We start from the raw sequence: 21,764 nt of genomic DNA, 5'->3' as shown, positions 1-21,764 counted from the left end.
CGGAGCCGCGGGGCCTCGAGCTTGTAAAGCGGTGGTCCTTGAGTGGGCTGCCTCGTAGGCAAGGTGCCTCATCGGACGACGAGAAGTTACGAACCGCGCGGCACGCCAAGTCGATGATCAGGCCTGGAGGTTCATGAAGCGTGCGGGCTCGGCGAGAACTTGGGCGGCGTGGTCCAGGTCTGCGAGGCGTGCTGCGAGGGTGGCTTCTGCGAGCCGTTCTGGTAGGGCGGCGCTGAATTTGAGGCCGCCCAGGGCGCGGGGGTCGATCTCGGGCAGGCAGAGACTGTCGGCGGCGTGGCCGGTGGCTTCCTTCCACATCTGCGGGGTGAGGTCGGCGCGCAGCCGCACGTAGAGGTCGTTGCCGCGTTGGAGGGGGTCTGCAATCCCGGTCAGGGTGGCAGCTAGCGTGACGTTTGTACGGTGGCCGGCCCAGGTCCACCACCGCAGGTCCTTGCCCTCGCCATCGCGGATGATCAGATTGCCGCCGGGGTGGACGGCTTCGGTGCTCTCCTCGCGGAGCTGCGCCAGCGCTCCTTCGGCGCGTTTGGTGAACGCTATCGGCGGGTCTTCGCCGAGGAGGACCTCGCGGGCGGCACGGGCAAGTTCGAAGGAAGCCATGGGCAGCGCGCCGCTGTTCCACTTCGCTTTCCCGCCGCCGTCGACGGGCTCCACGAAGCAGCGCTTGCGGTTCCAGTCGATGTAGGTGACCTGCCAGCTGCGACCGGCGAGCAGCAGGCGTCGCGGTCCTGCGCACTCCTCGGTGAGGAGGGTGGGGTCGGTTGTGCCGATTTCGGTGCGCCCATTGAGGACCGTGAACTCGGGTGCAGCGGTGAAGACGGCCGTCAGGTTCATGAAGTGCCGGTGTCCGAAGCGGCGTTCGGCCTCGGGGCCGATGAACAGCATCCCGCCGTCCTGGTCGAGGTAGCCCTCGCGGACCAGGTGGCGCACGATGGGCTCGGCTGCCGGGCCGAAGGGGCCAAGGCCACCCCACCACTCCTGCCAAAGCCTGTCACCGATGCGGTGTTCCTGCAGACACAGGGCGAGGATCTGCTGGGCGACGATGTGGCGTGGCTCGGGCGGGGGCACGACGGGTTCGACCCAGCCTCGGGACCACTGAAGCAGCAGGGCGGCAGCGGCGAGCAGGCCGCCCTCGTCGACGGCGAGGAAGAGGCAATTGCGCGTGGAGCCCGGGCGTCGTCCGGTGCGTCCGATGCGCTGGAGGAAGGAGGCGACGCTGCCAGGGGCGTCGATCTGGATGACACGGTCCAGGTCGCCGACGTCGATGCCCAGTTCGAGGGTGCTGGTGGAGACGATGACGCAGTCCCGGGCGTCGGCGAAGGCCTCCTCGGCGCGGCGTCGCTCGTCCACGGACAGGGAGGCGTGGGAGAGGAACGTGGTGACGCCTTTGGCGCGCAGGCTCTCGCCGAGTTGTTCGACCTGGCGTCGGGACTCGCAGAAAACCAGGCGCTTCTTGCCCCGGTGGAGGGCGGCGATGACCGTGGCGGCGTTGGTCAGCGAGCCGACGTAGTCGAGTTGCACATCGCCGGGAGGTGCACCCGGCGGCTTCCCTGACGGCAGCTCGGACTGAGCGTGCAGGTGCGGGGCGATGACCTGGGCGGGGCGGGTGCCGGAGGCCGAGCCCTGGAGCCAGCTCAAAAGTTCCTCAGGGTTGCCGACGGTGGCGGACAGCCCGACGCGCTGCACGGACCGCCCAGCGACGCGCTGCAGACGTTCCAGGACGGCGATCAGGTGCCAGCCGCGATCGTCGCCCGCGAAGGCGTGGACCTCGTCCACGACGACGGCGCGCAGCCCGCCAAACAACGCGCGATGGTCCACATTCACGCTCACCAGCATCGATTCCAGCGACTCCGGCGTCGTCAACAGGATGTCCGGGCGCCGGCGCAGGATGGCTTTGCGCCTAGGCTGGGAGACGTCGCCGTGCCACAGCGCGGCGGTGCGCCCGAGCCACGATGCGTAGGTCTCCAGACGCGGCAGCAGGTTGTTGAGCAGCGCCTTGAGCGGGCACACATAGAGCACGGATGTGCCCGTCCAGTTCTCGCCGGCCATCCTGGACAGCAGCGGGAACGCGGCGGCTTCCGTCTTGCCGCCCGCGGTGGGAGCGAGCAGCACAGTGTCGGTTCCGGACAGCAGCGGGTCGATTGCCTCCTGCTGCAGCGGTCGCAGCGACGTCCAGCCGAGAGTGTTGACGATGTGGTGCAGCAGTACGGTGTCGAGCCGACTGAGCGGGTCGTTCGGTTCGGGGCGGTTCACGTCAGGTCCAGCTCGACGTCGTCGGCACTCGCTGCGGCGGCGTTGCGTTCGACCTCGCTGAGCTCGGCGGAAGAGACGGTAAGGGCATAGTCCTTGCGCGGGTCGAAGTCCTCGAACTCGTCAACGCGGTCGAGGACGTCCGCCACGAGCTTGCGCAGGAACAGCCGGGGCGCGACGCCGACATTGCCTCCGAGCCCGCCGGTGACCGCGGTGGCGAGCTGGGCGACATAGGCGTCGTCCACCACGTGGGCGATCCGCTCGGGGTGGGTGGCCTGGCCGGCGTAGAGGTCGCGGATGTTGCGGCCGAGCTCGCACAGCCGGGTCAGGTCGAAGCCGGGCAGGCGCAGCTGCACGGCCCGCGGCGAGTCGAAGCGCGGGTCGGTGGAGAAGTCCGTAGCCAGGCGCTGGGCAAGCGGAGGCAGCCGCTGGATGCCCTGCTGCCCGTCGTAGAAGGCGGGGGTTCCGGTGATGACGAGGAACAGCCCGGGGAAGCGTCCGGCGTCGATCTCGTCCAGGAGCTGCCGTAGCGCGTTGAGGCCCTTCTCGCGGACGTCGCTGCGGACCCGCTGCAGTGTCTCGATCTCGTCCAGGACCACGAGGAGTCCTGGCTGGCCGCAGTCCCTAAGGACGGTGAGCAGGCCCTGCAGAAAGCCGAGGGCGGCGAAGTGGTCCAGGTCGCCGCGCACGCCCGCGGAGCGCCGGGCCGCGGCGGCGACGGACTTCTGTCCGCCGAGCCAGGCGATCAGCGCTTCGGCGGTGGGCGCATCGCCTGCGGCGCGGGCATGGTGGTAGCCGCGCAGGGCTGCGGCGAACGCCGGGGTGGTCCGGGCGACGCCGACGAGGCGCTGCTCCATGAGGGCGTCCACCGCAGCGGCAAGCGCGTCAGCGTCGTCCTCATCACTCTCGCCCGCGTCAAGGACCTCTTCTTCGAGGGTGAAGAACCAGGAGTCGATCACAGCCCTTAGCGCGCTCGGCGGGTGGGTGGCCGTGGTGAGGCGCTCGGTGAGGCGGCGGTAGACGGTCTCCAGTTTGTGCAGAGGGGTCTCGGTCTCTGAGATCTGGATCTCGGCGGTGGCAAGTCCGGCGCGCTTGGCACGCTCGGCGAGCCAGCGGGCGAAGAACGTCTTTCCGGAGCCGTACTCGCCGCGGATGGCATGGAAGGCGGCGCCGCCGCGCGCCACGGTGGCCAGGTCGCCGTCCAGGGCCCCGGAGAAGCGGTCCAGGCCGACGGCGAACAGGTCGAGTCCCGACTGCGGCACGGTGCCGCGCCGCAGCGCGTCCACCACCTCGCGACGGCGCGCCGCGCTGACCGCAGAGACCGTGCTCATCTACGCCTTCACCCCGAACTGGTCTTTCAGCAGTGTGATGTCGAGCTTGACGCGTGCGCCCGCGTCGATGAGGCCCAGCACTGGATAGCCCTCGACATTGAGCAGCCGCTGCAGCGCTGCGACGAAGAACTCGGCGTTGCGCGGGGCCCGCCCGCCCGAGGACGCGGCGGCCGTGCTCACCGCGGCGAGCGAGAGCGTACCGTCCGCCGCGACGAGAGCGTCGATGACGGCGGCGACGGCCTTCTTCTCGGGGCCCTTGCGGACGAACTGCTTCTGCGCCGCATACACGCCGGTATCCACCACCAGGGCGCCGAGGGACGGGGACGCCGCAGCGTCACCGGAGCGGGTCGGCTCGGATTCCTTCTTCGCGACCGATCCCAACTTCACGGTGGGCAGCGACGCGGCGGGCACATTCCCAAGGCCCGCTTCCAGCCACCACGGCGGGGTGACCCTCTCCGGGGGCAACACCGACCAGCCGGGGGGCAGGATCTCCACCGACGGCAGCAGCACCAGCACCGGCACGGTCATCTCGGCCAGAGCCGCGCCGCCGTGGTAGCCGGCCCTGCGGGGGGTATAGCGCTGATCCTCCCGCCACAGCACGGTGACCATGCCGCCGCCCTCCAGCACGCGCGGGCCGGCCAGCTGGACCTCGTCCTCACCGGGCTGCTCCCCGGGGCTGCTGATCCGCCAGCGCGCCGACTCGACGCCGTGGGCGGGCACAGGGCCTTCGGCGGTGCGGTCCAGGACGTGGCCGTGATCGGCGACCAGAACCACCGGGCGGCCCTGGCCGCGTGCCGCGTCCAGCAGCTCGGACAGGTAGCGCACGCTGCCCACCGTCCAGTCGCCCTTGGAGCTCTCCTGACCGTGGTCGAGCGCGTCGTCGATCGTGTTGAGGACCACGCCGACCACACCGTCGCCTGCGAGGGCCGCGACGACTTCGGGCGCGAGCCGGTGCCCGGCCGGGCCGGGCAGGTCGGCCTTGTGGAACAGCACCGCCTCATGCCGCCGCTTGCGCCAGAACGCAACGAAGCCATCCTTCTCCACACTCTGACCGCCCGCCACCAGGCCGCCGGTGAGGAGCGTGGCCCGGCTGACGGTGGTGATCGACGGGATCGCGGCGACGGCGGCGACCCGCCGGCCGGCCTCCGGCGCGGCCTCCATCCAGCGCGGCGCACCCAGTTCCTCACCCAGCTGGGTGGCGACCGCGCTGCTCATGCCGTCGAGGAGCAGGATCAGCGGGGACCGCCTCGAAGCGAGCGGCACTGCAATGCGCCGCAGCACGTCCTCCACCAGCAGCGCCCCATCGGGAGCGGTGCTGCTGGCGTGCTGTGTCCAAGCGGCCAGGGCCTTGGCGAAGGTGCGGTCCAGACGATCGCGGCGGGCCCGGGCAGCGTCGTGGACCACCCGATACGCCTCGTTGACGTGCGGGTCCGCCGCCCCGTCCCCGGCCCACAGCCGGTTCAGGGCACGGTCGGCCCAGCCCCAGTCGCCGAGGTGGGCGTGAACCGCGGAGCCCACCACCCCGGAGCCGGACGCAAGGTCGGCCTCCGGAGTCGTCAGCCAGCGTTCGAGGCGTACCGCCATCTCGGCCAACTGCACCTGCTCGCAGAAGAGCAGGTCCGCAAGGTGATGACTCTTCAACTGGTGGAGGGCGGCTTCCGCTGCCGCAACCGCGCGCTGGTCAGGAGCCGCAGTGAGAGTGGCGGCGAGTGCCCTAAGCCGGGCACGGAAGCCGGAGGGAAGGAATCCGCTGTCGGCGAGGGCCTCGCGCAGACCCGCCCGATCCGCCAGGCCATCGGCCTGCTCCAAGACCTCCAAAACGCGGGTGCGCGCCTCACCGCTGCGCGGACCACCCGCCGTGGCCTGCGTGATCCACCGGGCGAGGACGCCCTCCACGGCAAGGGTGTAGTGGCGCAGCTCGTCCGGCCGGAAGGGCACGGAACCGAACAGCGCTCCCACGGCCAGGGCCGCGTCCGCGGTGGCCCTCGGCCCGGTGAGGACGGCCGCGACGACACCCAGCGCCATCGCGTCTTCGCCGCGTCCGGCCTGTGCCAGGGCGAGCAGCAGTGGAGCCGAGTCGCCGACCGTGCGCTCCAGCCAGTTGGCCAGGCCGGCTCGCTCCTCGACCTGCAGTTCCGCGAAACGCGCCGGACCGCCGGGGGAGCGGGACCACGTGAGGAGGGCCTCCACATCCAGCGGCACAGCGTCGATCGACAGGCCATCGCCCAGGCCGATCCGGGCGTGCAGCAGAGCGCGCATGGCAGCGTCCAGAGTCAGCACGGAGCCCACGGGGAGCCATCCGCCAGACGGCTCCGCGGCGAGCAGCGCGTCGGCGAGCCAGGGCTCGCGTCGGATGCGCGGGTCGACGTCCACCGCGCCGAAGCGCTGCTTGACGATCTCGACGCGGTCCACGGTGAGCAGGGAGCGGCCGATGGCCTCCCCCCGCAAGTCCAGCGGCATCGGGCGGGTGTCGGGAGCATCGGTGGTGACGACGAGGATGTCGCTGCCACCGGCACCGCCCGTGTGCCGGGCGAGATGGCTCTGCCAGGCGTCGACCATGCCGAGCACCGAGGACTGGTGGCTGACATAGACCCGGCGCTGCTCCGGCTCGCCATCCACCGTCGCATCCTTGACCAGACGCGTGGTGAACTCAGCCGGTGCGCCTTCGCGGTAACGGCCGCGGACCAGCACCAGGCGAGAGCCCTTGGCGTGCGGGAGCGCCGTCCACAGCAGCGCTTCGACAGCACGCTGGTCGATCTTGGGGACCGTGGTCCCCGTGGCCGCCTGGGTCATGACTCACCACCCTCCACTTCCTGCCAGCCGATCTCGATGGCGGTGCCGGGCTTGGCAGCCGCGTGGGAGAGGATCTGCTGGGCCAGTTCGGCCAGGACCTGCTCCAGCTCGGGCTCCAGACTGCCCGTGCTGGTCGCGACGATCAGTCGGCGGCGCCGGGCGGGGGGAACCGCAGGTGAAGAGGAAGCGGTCGGTCCTGCGGGAGTGTCAGGTGTCGGCTGCACCTGAGCGGGCAGCGGGGGCCGGCCATGAACGGTCAGGCTCACCTGGTCCGCGCCCCGCGGGTCCGGAACAGACCCTGCGGTGGTGGTGGACTCGGGCGCCGGCGCGGCGACGGCGTTCAGCCGCCCGGACTCGCTGATGATGTCCACGGCCCGGCTCTCAGCCCCGTTCAGCACCGGAGCCAGCTCCCGGTCGCGCTCCATGGCCGCAGCCGCCTCGGCGATCTCCGAAAGCAGCCGCTCCGCCCGGTCCGCAAGACCATCGCCCCGGCTGGTCAGGCCGCGCACACTGTCGAGCAGCTGCCACTTGACGCGATCCAGCGCGTCCAAGGTCGGCTGCGCCGAGGACATAGCCTTCGCCAGGGCGTCATCGGAGGTGGTGTAGGCGAGTGCGGACAGCTCCCGCACGAGCGCGGTGGCGTCCTTGTGCCGGACAAGGCGGGCGATCAAGTCGGCGGCATCGCGCACCGAGATCTCGCGAGCGTTGTGCTCATCGGTCAGGCCGAGTGCTGCGCGGTGGTTGGCCAGGGACCGCCGCAGACCGTTGACAGCCGGTTCCCAGCCCTGCGCCTTCGCCCGGACCTTCGCCGCCAGGTCGTTGACGTTACGGGCGTAGCGCACCCGGGGCACGCTCTCCCCGAACAGCGCGGCGGCCCGCTCGTGCGCGGCCGTGAACTCCTGCTCGCTGGGCAGCTCCTGAGCCCGCAGCGCCCACCCGGGGCCGATACGGTCCAGCTCGGGGGCCGCTGCCGCGGAGCCGTTGAAAACCCAGGAGCGGTCCGCGACCAGTGCGTACACGGCGATCAGTAGATTGCTGACCGCCTTGTCCAGGCCGGTCCAGCCCAGCGCGGCGATCCAGCGGCGGATGTCCTCGACGTCGTAGTCGCCGGTGACGCCCTGCGCGGTGGCGTGCTGCTCGATGCGGCGGCGCCATTCGGTGCCGACGTTCAGCGGCCCGTCATGAACCTCACCCAGCTCCAGGGGGTGCACGATCCGCTTGACCAGCCCCAGCTGCTTGCTGTCCACGACGACGCGGCGCGACCCGTCCTCCATGGCCCGCGCGATCCACCCGTACACCGTCTTCAACTCGCCAGCGGTGACGGGCTTCCGGGTCTCCTGCGGGTCGAAGTCCGGATGCTTGGGGTACAGCGCGGCGAACAGCCCGTCGGCCAGCTTGGCCAGGTTGTACGCGAAGGGCGCGCCGCCCTGCAGCTGCGGAGTGTGTCCCGGGTAGAGGGAGTACACGTGCAGCCCGTCCGGGGTCTCCGCGCCGACGTTCGTCTCATCCACGCTCGCGATCCCGTACAGCTGCCGCAGCACGTCGGTGAGCTGGCTGGTGAGGGTGTCGCGCTGGGCCTCGAGCTGATGCTTGACCCGAATCTGGTCATCGGAAGGCAGATGAGCGGCGTAGTTAGCGAGCCGGTCCCGCTCCAGCAGGTACTGGATCTTCAGCAGGCGGCCGAGCTGCGCGGAGCGCTGCGGGGAGAAGAAGAACGGCAGCCACACGACAGTGGCAGCCTCAACGCCCTCCTGCCGCAGCCGCTGGATACGCGCGGTGTCATCGCTCGGGTGACCGTCGGACTCGTCGAAGGGGTAGTCGACGACGAAGCGGACACGGCCCTCGACGCTGGGCGAGAACTGCGTCGTCGGCATGGTCGCCGGTTCCTTCACGTTCTCGAAGACGAACTCCGCGATGCGCTTGGTACCGCGCCACACCACCTCGTGCTCGCACACGAAAGCACCCGTGTCGCGGACCCCCAGCGCCTCCCACAGACGCTCCTTCACCCAGATGCGGCGCTGCCCGACGTTGTCCTTCTCACCGACCGCGTCGAGGATCGGCTCCACATCAAGGTCGGACAGATGGAGAGTGAACACCGGGTCGGCGTCGTTGCCGTCGCTGCGCAGCTCACCGGGGAACTCCGCCTGCAGCTCGCGAAGCCGGCGCACCGCCAGCTCACCCGGCGTCACCGCGCGAGAGCGCAGTGAACCGTGGTTGAGCGCGGCCAGGCGTCCACCGGTGAGGCGGGACAGGGCAGGGACTTCCGGAGAGAGGAAGCCGAGGAGGAGCGTCTTCACGAAGCGGTCATCGGCGCGATAGCCGGCATCTTCGGTGGAGCCGTACTTCTGCAGGAGGAACGCCTGGACCTTGGTGTGGAAGCGGATCGCAGCCTCGGACTGGGCGCGCAGGCGGTCGGTGAACGCCTCGCCCATGCCGTCCGCGAGGACGTCCCACAGGTCACCCAGGGGTATCAGGTCACCGAGCTTCATGTCCTCGCGGCGGCGGTAGAGCATCTCCTGGATGAGCTTCAGACCGGTGCGCTCGCGCTGCAACGCCCCGGAGAGAGCGACCAGGGTGTTCAGGAGAACGGGGGAGAGCGGGTAGAGCTCCTTGAAATCCGCCCAGTCCGCGCGGGTCGCCCCGGCCGCATCCAGCAGCACCTCCCGGACCGCGGCGTCGGAGGACTCGACCGTGGCGAAGGCGCTGCCGAGGGCGGCGCGAGCGGCGTCGTCCTTGGGCTTAAGGACCCGCTCCTTGATGATCGCGGGGAGGTTGCGGTCCTCCAGGCTCACCACGTCGAACCGGCCGGCGAGGTAGCCGACCTGCTGCTCGAGGTTCTTCACGTCCGCGCCGACCACATCAGAGCCGACGAGCTGAGACAGGTCGCGCTGCCGGGAGATGAACGACACGATCGGAACCGGCCGGTCGGTGTCACCCGACTCGATAAGCTTCACCAGCTTGCTGACCTCGTCATTGACCATCGCCTTCTCGGTGAGGTGCGCCTGCAGCCACAGGATCAGCTCGTCGAGGAAGAGGACGAGCCCGTCGTAGCCGAGGCTCTGCGCATGCCGGCTGATGACGGCAAGGCCGTTCTCCAGCGGCAGGAACGCGTTCTTGTCGCCCTGCGCGCCGCGGGCGTAGGACGCCATCGGACCCGAATCCGAGATCAGCGCCGAGATCAGCGCGTTGCGCAGCTCATCGCCAGGAGCGGCGGCGAAGGCGGCATCCAGGCTCGCGGAGGTCCAGCCGGAGGCGGGGGCGGCCTTCGCGTCCAGGTCGTCCAGGTCGTCGCCGTCGCTCACATCGCCCTGGGTGGCAGCGTCCGGGCCGGCGGGGTCGCCGAGCCACTGGATGAACTTCGCGTCGTCCGCGAGGAAGTCGCGCTGCCGGCGGGCATCCGCGAGCGCGGCGTCCGCGCGGTAGACCGGCGGCACGGGCGCGCCCGGGTGCAGCCGCCGGACGGTGGCGACGTAACCCCCGAGCAGCGCCGAGTCGAGCGACGCGGCGCCGACCAGGTGGTACGGCACCATCAGGAACCGCTTCCTCGTCCCCTCTTGAACGAGCCAGTCGGCGTGCTCCGCGATGACCGCCTGCAGCTTCGGCTTGTCACGGGCGACTGCCGCACTGTCGTTGAGAATCGCGTGGAGCACGGTCAGGAAGTGGCTCTTACCGGAGCCGAAGGAGCCGTGCAGGTAGGCGGCGTGCGAGGTGTTGTCGCGGACCGCCGCCTTGACGATGCCGAGGGACTTGCGGAACGCCTGCTCGAGCTGGTCGGTGATGACGTACTCGCGCACGCGCTGCCCGGACTCGCCGAAGCCGCCTGACAGTTCGACTTTGAAGTCGCCCGCGAGGACGGACTTGGGCAGGTTGAGGACGTCCTTCAGGTAGAGGGCGTCGCTGGAGGAACTCATGGGCGGTGGTCTCCCTCTCCCGCTCAGGCCGTCTGCGTGTCGGCAGCGGAGGTGTCGGTCTTCTTCGGGGTACGCGGGGCTGCGGCCTTGCGGCCGCGGGTCTTCGGCGCGGGGCGCCATGCCGCGAGCTGCTCAGACGTCAGCCCGCGCTTGGCGCGCTCGGTGTCCAGGAACGTCCCGAACTCCTCGGCGGCGTTGCCGCCCCACTCTTGGTCGTCGGTGCCGAACCACTGGCGCACCCACGGCATCAACTCGGCCAGGCCCGCGAGGAGCGGCGTTATTCGGTCGTTGTCCCAGCTCAGCTGGGAGGTGCGGTCCTTGACGACGTTCACCAAGGCCTGGGCCTGGTCGCGGTGGTCCCAGCCGGCCCAGCCGAGCAACAGAGTTGGGTCGGCATCGGGGCTGGCGCCCGGGTAGGAGACGAACCGTTCCTTGGGGACGTCGAGCTTGCCGCGGTTGGACCAGTAGGCGGTCTTGGCGAAATCGGCGGAGGTGTACTTCGGTGGGACGGGGATGTTTACTCTCTCGCCGGTTGCGTCTTCCTCCCGCTGGAGGTCCCAGACCTCTTCCCATTGGGCGCGCTTGCGCATGCCTGTGTCCTTGTATCGGAGCGCAGCGAGGTAGGGGACATGCTCGGCGTCGAGGGCCTCGGCCAGGACCGCTTCGAGCGGCAGGTCACGCTTGCCGAGGTGGTCGACGGCGTAGAGCGTGGCAACGGCGGGCACGTCGGGGTTGAGCTTGGCGAACTCGTCGGCAAGCTGACTGACCGTGAGCGGGCGCGGCTGCTCAAAACCGTCGCGCAGCGTGAACCACAGGCGGCGGTCCTCGGCGCGGTCGAGCAACCAGGTGCGGAGGGCCTCCTTCTCCCGCTTTTCCCACGGCTCGGACGCCCAGCGGCGCTTGCACTCTGGTCGCTCAATCAGCGCGATGTCCTTGCGCTTCTCGATCACGTCGATGCGGTTCTGGACGATGGAGCGGTACCAGTCGGGCCAGTGGGTCGGGATCTCTGTGATGGGCGTCGAGTGATGACGAGTGAACCACTCAGTCTTGACTTCACCAGTGGCGACCTTCCGCGCGAGCACGATCTCGAACGCGCGCTCGCCAAGTCTGACGCGCGGGACAGAGCCGAGGCCAGGGGCGGTAAGGGGCAAGTGATTGCCTGTCCCGCTCAACTGGACAAGGCCGTAAGCCCCGTAAACCTCCCAATCGAGCTCCTCCTGCAGCGCGACCATCCGCTCGCGGATGGTGGTGTGGGCAGAGTGGGCGGCGTCGAGAGCAATGCGGGTTGGCGCCGAGCCGGAGGCACAGAGGGCGGAGGGCTCGTGGGTGGCGAGCTCCCGCCCAGCGTCGCCGAGGGCACAACCGAGAGCGCGAGGAAGGTGCGCGGGAAGGGGAAACTTCTCAACCTTTGTGCTGTTGAATTGGTAACTCCAGGACCAGGGTTGATCTGCCTTTCCGCCACCTGATCCGATACCTCCGCCCTTCTTGTGGCACACCTGTTTGAGCCAAAAAGCAGCGGTCGACGAGTTGAGCAGCCCAAGCAATTCCTGATAATCAGCTTCGGTGGCACTCTCTGGCAGCTTGATAACGGGAGCGGTTTGACTAAATAGACTTCCGCCCGTGTCGAATGCGAAGTGATTGTGCGTTGCAACCTCCGCAAATGTGATCGTTAGTGGCGATGAAAGCTTGTCTCTATATAGTTCGCGATATTCATACCATGCAAGCGAGGGGATTTTTTCCATCGATATTCCGAATCGCTTGCGCAGTTGCAGGATCCGGCGATTGGGCCACACGAAGCGATGGAACCCCGGGAGAGTCGATAGCGGCTTTCTGGTCAGATTCCTTGCGTAGGGCCACGCTACCGATTTGGCCGGTGCGGCGTAGTCTCGCACGGCGACGCCGGTAACCATTGGGAAGGTCTCTTCCAAAGCTTTACGGCTAGCCGTCGCCTTATTGAGGAAGAAGGCTTCATCCTCTCCTGTGATCGCAACAAACCCCATCAGTGCGGCTCGTGAAGCGAGTGGTTCTATCGCCTTGCCATTAATTGCTTCAAGAGTCTTGTTACTTCCTCCGCCGCTGAGCGACCATGGGTGGGTCGCAAAACGGGACCGGCCAGAGTTTTCGACTGAGATCCATTCGGACTCACTCCCCGGTTGGTCGACCTGTTGGATAATCGCCGTCCAAACTGCACCACGAGAGGCGTCCTTCGGTTGGGATGGCTCGCCGCGCACGCCCAGCACCGCTCGCACTGGCTCATTCTGCCGGGGAATATGACAGCGTCCGACAAGGATCACCGTGGGCGTTCCGTGCCCAGGAATGTACGCACCCGACGTATCAATAATGTGTGTCAAGTGGATGCCCGTGCGGTCGCTAGGGAAGAACTCTTCGACCAATTTCTTTCCGAACTCACGCTTCATGAAGGAGTTCGCAGTGATTTGCCCAACGTGGCCCGCCGACCGATCCGCGCCCGTGGTTCGGATCGCCAACTGGAAAAGTCGTTCCGCGAAGGGTACGGAGAGCGCGTACTCCCGCGAGCAGGACGGATACGCCCCGCGGTAGTTCTCGTTTTCCTGTTTGTCCTTGACCGTAATGTACGGCGGGTTCCCGACCACCACGTGGTACGTCGAGACTCCCAGCAGGTCGCACCGCTCCACGTATTCCTTGACGTCCTCTGTCTGGTAAGCGAACGCTTCGCCGTCCGACAGCAGGTCGCCCTGGATGCCGGCCGCGCCCCGCCCGTGAAGCAGCGAGTCACCTGCCGCAACATTGATCGGAAATGTTGGAGCCTGGTCGAGCCGCTTCGCGCCACCCGCCTGCAGCGCCGAGATCAGCAGCCGGAACCGTGCGATCGATACCGCGAACGGGTTCTTGTCGCAGCCGTGCACCGACTCCGACGTGCGGCGGATCAGCTCCCAGGCGTCCGTGCCCGGCTCGGCCTGCCTCCACTTCGCCAGCAGCCGCTTGAACATCCCCAGCAGGAAGTGCCCCGACCCGCACGCCGGGTCGATCGTGCGCAGGCCCTTGCGTATCTCACCGTCCTCGCCGACGGCAGTCTCCGGCGCAAGCCCGAACTCTCGAACTGCCGGTTCCAGCGTCAGGTCGAGGATGAACTCTTCCACGAACTCCGGCGTCTGCAACAGCGCGTACGTCTTCCGCGCGTGTTCGCTTAGGTCTTGGTACAGGTCGCCCAGGAAGCGGGTGCTCAGTCCCTCGTGCTCGACGACGCCGTCCTCGCCCATCACCGGCTCGTCGGTGAAGTCGTGCACGATTTCGCCATCCGGCCCGCGCCGCCGCCAAAACCTCAGCAGTGCGCTCGCCGCCTCATACGACGGCGACAGTTCCCACAGTGGGTTGTGCGCGCGGTCGAACAGGCCAGCCACCGCCGGGTTGGTCGCGGCCAGTGACTCGACTGCGTGCACCAGCCAGTCGCGGTCGTTCTTCTCGGGGTTCAGCCTGAAGTACTCCGCGTCGCGGTCCTCGGCGTCTTTTAGGCGTTCGCCTGGGCCGGCCAGGAACGGGTCGGCGATCAGCCGGTTGTCCTCGCAGAAGCGGACGAACACGCACGCCAGCACCCATGCTGCGGCGACCTGTGTGATCCGCTCGTCCCGCCACGTTTCGTACGTCGCCGCCGTGCGCTTGGCCTCCCGCGCCTGCGTGTACTCCGCCTCCAGCTTGGCCTTGTACTCCGCCACGTCCTCGCTACGCGCGCGCAGGTCGTCCTCAAGCGTTTTGACCTGCTTGCGCAGGTCCTTCAGCAGCTCCGTCTGGTTTACGCCCCGTCCGGACACTCGTCCGTCCCTCCCCTTTGACTTGCAGCAACACGGCCCCGCCCACCTGGGCGGCAGCTCAGCCGACCAGCGGTTCCGACGCGGCCGCCCTCAAGGCGTCGAGGAAAGACCGCTCCAGCACCACCCGCTCGGCTTCCCCCAGTACTTCCACGGTCCGTCGGTCGAGGTGGGAGGCTCCGCGTGGGGACTCCGACGGGCACAGCAGCCACAGCCCGTGCGGGCTCGCCCCGCCCCGCCGCGCGGCGTTTTGCAGGTCGACGAGCGTCTCGCGTCCGTCCGCCTCCCAGTACCGCGCGAGCAGTCCGGCCGTGTGCACGAACACCACATCGCCTTGCCTCTCTCGTGCCGTCTCCGCGATCCGCTCGCCGACTCGGGGCCACACCCGCGAGACGTACGAACGCAGGCCCCCGGGCAGCTCGCCCGAGCGCGTGAAGGTGGCATCCGCGCCGAGCACCTTCGTCCAGTCCGTCCCGCGTTCGCCCGCGAGTGCCCGGAACTCCGCCAGGAACACCTGCGCGAGGTTCACCGGCACCACCGGGAAGGCCCCGGCCACTGCTTCCGCCGCGCCCGCGAGGTACTTGAGGTGCACGTTCAGCGCCATGAAGCCGCCGCGCTCGACCGCTCCTCGCAGCTTCCCGGCCAGCAGCGCGTCGGGGTCGCGTCCGGCCGCTGCCGCACCGATCGCGGCGCCGCCGGCGGCGGTCAGCGTGCCCGTGGACGTCCCGCTGCGCAGCTGGGTTCCGTTCACCGAGGGGGCGGGCGGCCGGAAGCAGTGCGCGGCGGTGTCGTACTCCAGCGGGAAGTCCGCCTTCTTCAGTGCGTCCTCGACCGTGACGTGTGTGGGCGTTCCGAAGTCCAGCTCGGGGAAGCGGTAGCGGACCTTGGCGAGCAGGTCCTCGACCGTGATGCCCAGGTCGCGCCGGACGCCCGCCGGGGCTTGGGAGATGCGAAGTGCGCGGTCCAGGGCGAGGTCGCGGGGATAGAGCTCCAGCCTGGGAGATGCCGCCGCCTTCGTCGCCACAGCCGCCGCCAGGGCGACGAGGCGGGTCTCGGCGAGCGGCGCCATGCCCTCAGGCGTGGGGACGGCGCGCAGGTCGCGCACGACCGAGGCACGTCCCGGCAGGGGATCAAAGGCCGCCAGTTCGTCGGCCTTCACGCCCAGCCTGGCGGCGTAGTCGGCCAGGTCAGGGGCGCTGGGTGCGTCCGACCCCGGGAGCGACTCCAGGGCAACGAGCACCCGCTCGCCGCGGCGCAACACCGCCAGCCGCGGCTGGTGTTCCTCGTCCCGGCCATCGGGCAGGGCCTCGGCCTCCACGGCGGCACGGACGACGGCGAGCGCCTTGGCCAGGGTCCGCGCCGGGGTGTCGACACCGGCACCGTGGCGGACCCGCAGTTCGACGGCGAGTTCCTGGGCGGTCATCACGCGGCCGCCCGCGTCCAGGACGGCGACGAGCTCGTCGCGTATGTGCTGCAACCACCCGGTCGCCGCCCACTCCTTGATGGCGGCGACGTGGTGCCGCGAGACGGTGGGCTGCGCGGTCCCCAGGGCGCCGGCGATGGCGACCTGTGTGGACCAGGGCGCGAGCTTTCCCTCCCACGGCTCGGGCTCGGTTCCGTCACCTGGCAGGCCGAGGGTCGCGCGCAGCACCTCGGACTTGTTGGAGTTGACGCGACTAGGTCCCGGTGCGAGCAGCGCGGCAAGCTGGTCGACGGACCCGCGGGCGGTCATCTGGTCGACGACTTGCGCGTCCGTCTCGGAGGCCGCGGCCGGCGACTTCCCGGACGGGCTCACGGCCTTGACGGCTGTGCCTGTCTGCCGCGCCCCTGGCCCTGCCGCCTCCGGCGCGGGCTTGCGACGCAGCGCCGCCGTCCACTGCTTGTGACGACGCTTCAGCTCGTTGCGGATGAGCACGCCCGCGCCCCGGGCCTGGGAGAAACGGTGCAGCGGCACGGCCACCAGTTCGCCGACCGTGCTCGCGCCCAGGCCGGCGGCGACGGCGACAGCCCGGGGGGACAGTCCGGCGGCGATCAGCTCGGTCTTCGCCTCGGCTGCCAGCGCCGCCGCGTCCCGGATCTCCTGCAGGGTGTCGGCGTCCGTTGTGGCCGTGGCAGGGGTGGTGGCGGGCGGTACGGCATCAGCACGGGTGAACAACTCCCGCCAGGCCGCGCTCATCTGCTTGAGAGAGTCGAAGCGGCGTGCGGTGTCACGGTGCAGAGCACGGGCAAAGAACGCGGTCAGACCCTCGCGCAGGCCGGGCTCGAACAGGTCCTCGGCGAGCGCCGGATGCTCGTCGCTGGTCGTGCGCGGGTCGCCGGTACCGTCGCCCCAGACGGGGCGCTCGCCGCTGGCCATCTCGTGCAAAGTGACGGCGGCGGCGTAGTGCTCGGCGTAGTCGTCGTACTCGCGGCGGTGTCCGTGGTCGAGGAAGGGGTCCAGATAGCCCTTCGTGCCCGCCTTGAGGTCGCGGTCGGGCACATCGGCCAGGGAGAAGTCGAACAGCATCAGGTGCTCGCGGCCGTCCGCGCCGCTCTGGACACCAAGGTTGTCGGGTTTGATGTCGCGGTGGCGGACGCCCTTGGCGGTGAGCTCCTCCAGAGCCTTGAACAGGTCCTCGCCGAAGCTCTCCAGGTCGTCATAGGTGAGGCGGCCCTGGCCGCGCAGGCGCTGGGCGAGTGACTGCTCGCCGGCGTACTCCAACTCCAGGACGGTCCGCCCACCCAGGGTGCGCGGGCCGTCGAGCAGCCGGACGATGCGGCCGCCGCCAACCTGCTTGAGTGCCGCTGCCTCGGCATGCAGCCGGGAGTCCTTCTCAGCATCCAAGGAGACCTTGAGTACGCGGGGCTGCGGGGCCCCTGCTCCGACCTCGGGGTCGGCCTGCACCAGCAGGGCGCGGGCCGTCGCGCCACTGCCCAGTACCCGCACGACGGTCCACTCGGCGTCGAGGGCCTGGCCGGGGGCCGCCGTGAGCGGGTCGGCCTCGGCTGTGGCCGCCTGGGAGTTGACGTCCTGCTCAGCTGCGTCGAGCTGCTTGAGGAAGGCATCGACGGATGCCAGCCGGTCGGCGGCGTCGCCGCGGGTGGCCTGGTAGACGAGTTCGTCCAGGGAAGCAGCGATGCTGTCGCTGACCGCGTACGGGTGCAGTCCGCCGTCCGCACCCAGCCGGGCCATCAGATCGCTGCGGCGGGCGGCAGGGGCGGTGCCGGTGAGGATGAGGTAGGCGACCGCGCCCAGGCCGAAGACGTCGAGTTCGACCGGGTCCGCGTACTCCTCGTCGAAGCCCGGCGCGAGATACACCTCGGCCGCGTCCTGGATGTGCTCCCCGCCGAGCGGGCTGTTACCCAGCGACCTGAGCGAGGTGGCGTCGAAGTCGCGCGCGGCGCTCTGCCAGTCAGTGATGCGCAGGACCGGCTGCTCGCCGTCGGCCCGGGCCGTGACGTAGATCGATCGAGCGGCCAGCGCACGGTGGTAGAGGCTGCGACGGTGGGCGTAGCGCAAGGCATCCGCAAGCTGGCGGACCATGTTGCGCCGGATCTCGTCGGTGAGCCGGGCGCCGTGTGCGGCGAGGTAGTCATCCAGCCGCAGGTCGTCGTGGCGATGGCGGAACAGGATGGCCGGGCCGCCCTGGTGCTCGCGGAAGTCGACGGCCTGGGCAATGCCAGGGTGCGCGATGCCCTGAAGGACCTGGTACTCGCGCAGCGCGGCGCGCTCGGTGGAGCGACGGGCCGACTCGGTGGCTTGCAGCTCGACCAAGTAGACGCGGACCCGGCCCTCCTCGTGGACCAGGCCCTCGCGCTTGGCGAGGCGGTCCTCCCAGGTGTCGCCGGCGTCAAGAGGGCGCGACGTAAGCCGCCAGTCACCGAAGTCGAGGTGCGCGGTGGAGGCCCGGACGCCGATCTTGCGCATCAGTTCGTCGAGGTGGCGCGCGAAATCCGCGGTGATGCGCTGCTCTTCCCGCTGCGGGGGCGCGCCGAGCAGGTCCTGCCAAATGCCGGGCAGACCGCTGGCGCTGCCGTCGCGCCCGTAGACACGGATGCGCTGGACCTCGTCGAGCTGGCTGACCAGCCCGGGGTCGGAGAGGAAGACGGCGGGCTCGACGCGCGGTATGCGCAGGCGAGGGTAGAGCTGGCGGGCGGCCCACTCCAGCTGGCCCTTGAGCTCCTTGGACTTCAGATCGGTCAGGTGCAGGGGATTGGGGATGGTGCGGGTCTTGTCGCTGCCCTGGAAGGACCAGGTGGAGCCGTTGTTGACGAGGCGTCCGGGGTGGGCTTTGAGCTCCACCAGGTAAAGGCCGCGCGGGACGGCAATGAACAGGTCGCACTCATTGACGCGCCCGGAGGAGGCGGTGAAGGAGAACGTGGCCCAGGCGCGGTAGGGCTCGGTCTGCGGCATGAGCCGCTTGATGTGGTCGAGAGCGTCCTGCTCCCAGGGGAACGGGGAGGTGCGGGTCTGGTGCCATCGCTGGACTTTGGGCGGGGCGGGCTTTGGTACTGGCTTCGGTTGGGGGGATGCCGATCCGTTGGCTGCCGCCACCGACGTTCACCGCGCCTTTCCATGTCCTGATTGCTGCCCCCGGTCGCAGGGCGCGATCTTCAGACGGCTTGATCGCGAGGTAATGCCCTTGCCCGAGTCGACCACCGTATTCTCAACTCGCTTTTCCAGCATGCCAGTTCGGGAGGTCGATGCAGAGGACGGGGGCTCAATGGTGCGACCATTCACGTCCTTGTGGTGTTCGCCTTAAAAAACCCGATCCCTGGAGAGCGCTCCGAACCTCGGTGAAGGGGTATCACAGAGTCTCCCTACTGGTGTAGCTAGTGTGAAGATCGTAGTAGATCTGTGTGACCTGCGGCAGGGGGGTCTTCCACATGCGTGCCGGCTAAGTACCTGCCGGTGAACCTGCGTCCCGCACGTGACGCAAGCTCGGCTCCGGGTGCCCGCGCCTCTGCGCCCGTTCCATTGCTATCTGTCCTGTTGTGCCGTGGCACGCCGGGGCGGGAGGGCTTTGCGGTGGGGCGTGATCGGGGCGGCGATCATCAGCGTCCAGCGCCGCCGTAGCGGCAGTAGAACCAGGGGGGTATCGCGGGTGTACGCGGACGAGGCATACGCCGGTCTGGCCAGGGCGACAGACGAAGACCCAGTCCTCGGCGAGGTCGCACGGCGCTGGCCGGACTGGCGCGACCAGACCTCCGTGGAACAGCTTGACGACCCACCTCGCGGCATACGGCAGGTGCTGTACTACCGCAGCGAGGCGGGCGACTTGCTGGTCGAGACGGTCCGGCACGGCCGACCAGGGCCTCCTGTCGCGGCCACCGCGGAGTGATCCTCCGCGCAGAGCACCGTCCCGCGACCGCCGTTCGCTGAGACGATCACGGTCGTGAACCGCGACGACGTGCAACTCCAGGACCGTGTCGCAGCCGCGCTTGTTCTCGTCCACGCGCAGCCGCTCACCCGGATCGCCCGGCTCGCCGTCGACGACCTCCAGCCCCGCCGTCGCCCGTCCCGGCTCCCTTCGCCGGGATGCTGCTGGACTACCTGGATCAGCGACCGGACACCACGACCGCAACCAACCCCGACGCTCGGTGGCTCTTCCCCGGCCGCCGGGCCGGACAGCCCATGACCCTGGACACCCTGGAGCTCCGGCTCCCTCAACTGGGCTTCCCCAACGAGCGAGGACGCGCAGCGGCGATCCGCCACCTCGTCCTGCAAGCCCTGCCCCGGTTGTCGCCCGCATGCTCGGCTACAACGACGACACCACCGCCCGCCTCGCCGAAGAGGCCGGAGGAACCTGGCGCCACTACGCGGCCGGAGATCACGCACGGTGATCCGCATTCGGCGACAGATGCGGGCCGGTCACACAAGCCCTTTGCTCAGCAGGTACGCTCCCGCGCGCGCCGCAGCCGCGGCTGCCTCGGCGGCCCGGTCCGCGGCGGCTTCGTCGAGGCGATCGCCGCTGGTCAGCAGGCGGTAGTAGAGGGGGGCGGAGACAGCGCGGATCACCTCGTGGGCGTCGGTACCCTCGGGCACCTCGCCGCGGTCGATGGCCTGCTGGACGCAGGGGGCCCACTCGTTGACGCGGATGTCATAGAAGTGGTGCAGGGCCTCGGCCGTCTTCGCCTCGCAGGTGGCGGCCGCGATCACGGCCTTGAACAGCGCCCCTTGCCGGGGGTCGGCCAAGGTGCGCTGCACAAGCCGGGCGTTGGCCTTGAGGTCGCCGAGCAGCGAGCCGGTCTCGGTACGCGGCAGTGATTGCTCGGCCATGTCCATTAGCAGGTCGGCCACCAAGCTGGTCACAGTTCCCCAGCGGCGGTAGACGGTCGTCTTGCCCACCTCGGCACGGCGCGCGATGTCGGCGAGGTCCAAGTGGGCAAAGCCCCGCTCGGCCAGGGTGTCCCCGGCCGCTTGCAGCACCGCCGCCCGCACCCGGGCCGTGCGTCCTCCCGGCCGGACGGTCCCCGGCTCCGCACTCTCCGAACTCATAACGGGACCCCAGTTTCGTTAATCGCTTTACACATGCTACCTTGAGGGCATGTTAACGGAACTCTAGAACCGTTAGCGGGCTAGCTGAAGAGATTGAGGAGCGGCCATGGAGTACAGGCGGCTGGGTGCATCCGGGCTCAAAGTTCCCGCGCTGAGCTTCGGCGCTGGCACCTTCGGAGGCCAGGGACCGCTGTTCGGCGCCTGGGGCAACACTGATGCACGAGAAGCACGACGCCTCGTGGACATCTGCCTGGACGCCGGTATCACGATGTTTGACACCGCCGACGTCTACTCCGGCGGCGCGTCTGAGGAGGTGTTGGGCGAAGCGATCAAAGGCCGCAGGGACCAGGTGATCGTGTCCACCAAGACCAGCCTGCCGATGGGTGACGGCCCGGGCGATGCAGGCTCCTCCCGGTCGCGCCTGATCACCGCGTGCGAGGACGCGCTGCGCCGGCTTGGCACTGACTACATCGACCTGTTCCAGTTGCACGCCTTCGACGCCAGCACGCCGATCGAGGAAGTGCTGTCCACGCTCGACGATCTCGTTCGAGCAGGAAAGGTCCGCTACCTGGGAGTCTCCAACTTCTCCGGTTGGCAGGCGATGAAGTCCCTCGCCATCGCGGACAGGTACGGTCGCCCGCGCTACATCGCACATCAGGTCTACTACTCCCTCATCGGCCGCGACTACGAGTGGGAGCTGATGCCCCTCGGACTCGACCAGGGCCTCGGGGCACTCGTCTGGAGCCCGCTCGGCTGGGGACGGCTCACCGGCAAAGTCCGCCGCAACCAGCCTCTACCTGCCAGCAGCCGACTGCACCACACCGCCGACTACGGCCCGCCGGTTGAGGAAGAGCACCTCTACCGCGTGGTCGACGCCCTCGACGAGATCGCGCAGGAGACCGGCAAGGCCATTCCGCAAATAGCCATCAACTGGCTGCTTCAGCGTCCGACCGTCTCTTCCGTCATCATCGGCGCCCGCAACGAGGAGCAACTCCGTCAGAACCTTGGTGCCGTCGGCTGGGCGCTCACGCCCGAACAGATGGCGAAACTCGACACGGCAAGCAGCAAGACAGCGCCCTACCCATACTTCCCCTACCAACGCCAGGAAGGCTTTGCCCGCCTCAACCCGCCAGTTGGTGACCTGACGCCTCCGACTGCTGCCTGACGTCGGCTTCAAGTAGCTGGAGCAGACAATCGT

At 69.1% G+C, this 21,764-nt stretch carries 9 protein-coding genes; 2 read left to right on the top strand and 7 right to left on the bottom strand.

The window, feature by feature from the left end:
- Window positions 1-117: 117 nt before the first annotated feature.
- The 6 genes from H1D24_RS28255 to pglW are packed head-to-tail and all read right to left on the bottom strand — an operon-like array spanning window position 118 to window position 18,622.
- Complete coding sequence (locus H1D24_RS28255) at window positions 118-2,271, bottom strand: DEAD/DEAH box helicase (protein ID WP_181660539.1); 2,154 nt, start codon at window positions 2,269-2,271, stop codon at window positions 118-120.
- Window positions 2,268-3,599 (bottom strand): BREX system ATP-binding protein BrxD, encoded by a 1,332-nt coding sequence (brxD, locus tag H1D24_RS28250; protein WP_181660538.1) that lies wholly within the window; start codon window positions 3,597-3,599, stop codon window positions 2,268-2,270. The genes H1D24_RS28255 and brxD overlap by 4 nt, the downstream gene beginning before the upstream one ends.
- Entirely contained in the window at window positions 3,600-6,392 is a 2,793-nt protein-coding gene (pglZ, locus tag H1D24_RS28245) for a BREX-2 system phosphatase PglZ (protein WP_181660537.1), read from the bottom strand.
- Window positions 6,389-10,303: a DUF6079 family protein gene (locus tag H1D24_RS28240; RefSeq protein WP_181660536.1), complete on the bottom strand. Its 3,915-nt coding sequence runs from the start codon at window positions 10,301-10,303 to the stop codon at window positions 6,389-6,391. The genes pglZ and H1D24_RS28240 overlap by 4 nt, the downstream gene beginning before the upstream one ends.
- Before the next feature lie 23 nt (window positions 10,304-10,326).
- Complete coding sequence (gene pglX / locus H1D24_RS28235) at window positions 10,327-14,091, bottom strand: BREX-2 system adenine-specific DNA-methyltransferase PglX (protein ID WP_181660535.1); 3,765 nt, start codon at window positions 14,089-14,091, stop codon at window positions 10,327-10,329.
- A gap of 58 nt (window positions 14,092-14,149) precedes the next feature.
- Entirely contained in the window at window positions 14,150-18,622 is a 4,473-nt protein-coding gene (gene pglW, locus H1D24_RS28230) for a BREX system serine/threonine kinase PglW (RefSeq protein WP_181660534.1), read from the bottom strand.
- Between the two features lie 550 nt (window positions 18,623-19,172).
- On the opposite strand from pglW, the gene H1D24_RS28225 reads away from it, so the two are divergent.
- On the top strand, window positions 19,173-19,409 hold the full coding sequence (locus tag H1D24_RS28225; protein WP_181660533.1) for a hypothetical protein: 237 nt from the start codon (window positions 19,173-19,175) through the stop codon (window positions 19,407-19,409).
- Between the two features lie 530 nt (window positions 19,410-19,939).
- Here H1D24_RS28225 and H1D24_RS28215 read toward each other — a convergent pair.
- Entirely contained in the window at window positions 19,940-20,566 is a 627-nt protein-coding gene (locus H1D24_RS28215; RefSeq protein WP_181660532.1) for a TetR/AcrR family transcriptional regulator, read from the bottom strand.
- Window positions 20,567-20,672: 106 nt separating this feature from the next.
- Between H1D24_RS28215 and H1D24_RS28210 the strand changes: the two genes are divergently transcribed.
- On the top strand, window positions 20,673-21,731 hold the full coding sequence (locus H1D24_RS28210) for an aldo/keto reductase (RefSeq protein ID WP_181660531.1): 1,059 nt from the start codon (window positions 20,673-20,675) through the stop codon (window positions 21,729-21,731).
- Window positions 21,732-21,764: the final 33 nt, after the last annotated feature.

This window comes from Streptomyces himalayensis subsp. himalayensis (assembly GCF_013778455.1).
GTDB classification, from domain to species: Bacteria; Actinomycetota; Actinomycetes; order Streptomycetales; family Streptomycetaceae; genus Streptomyces; species Streptomyces himalayensis.
This window is presented reverse-complemented; position numbering and strand designations above follow the sequence as displayed.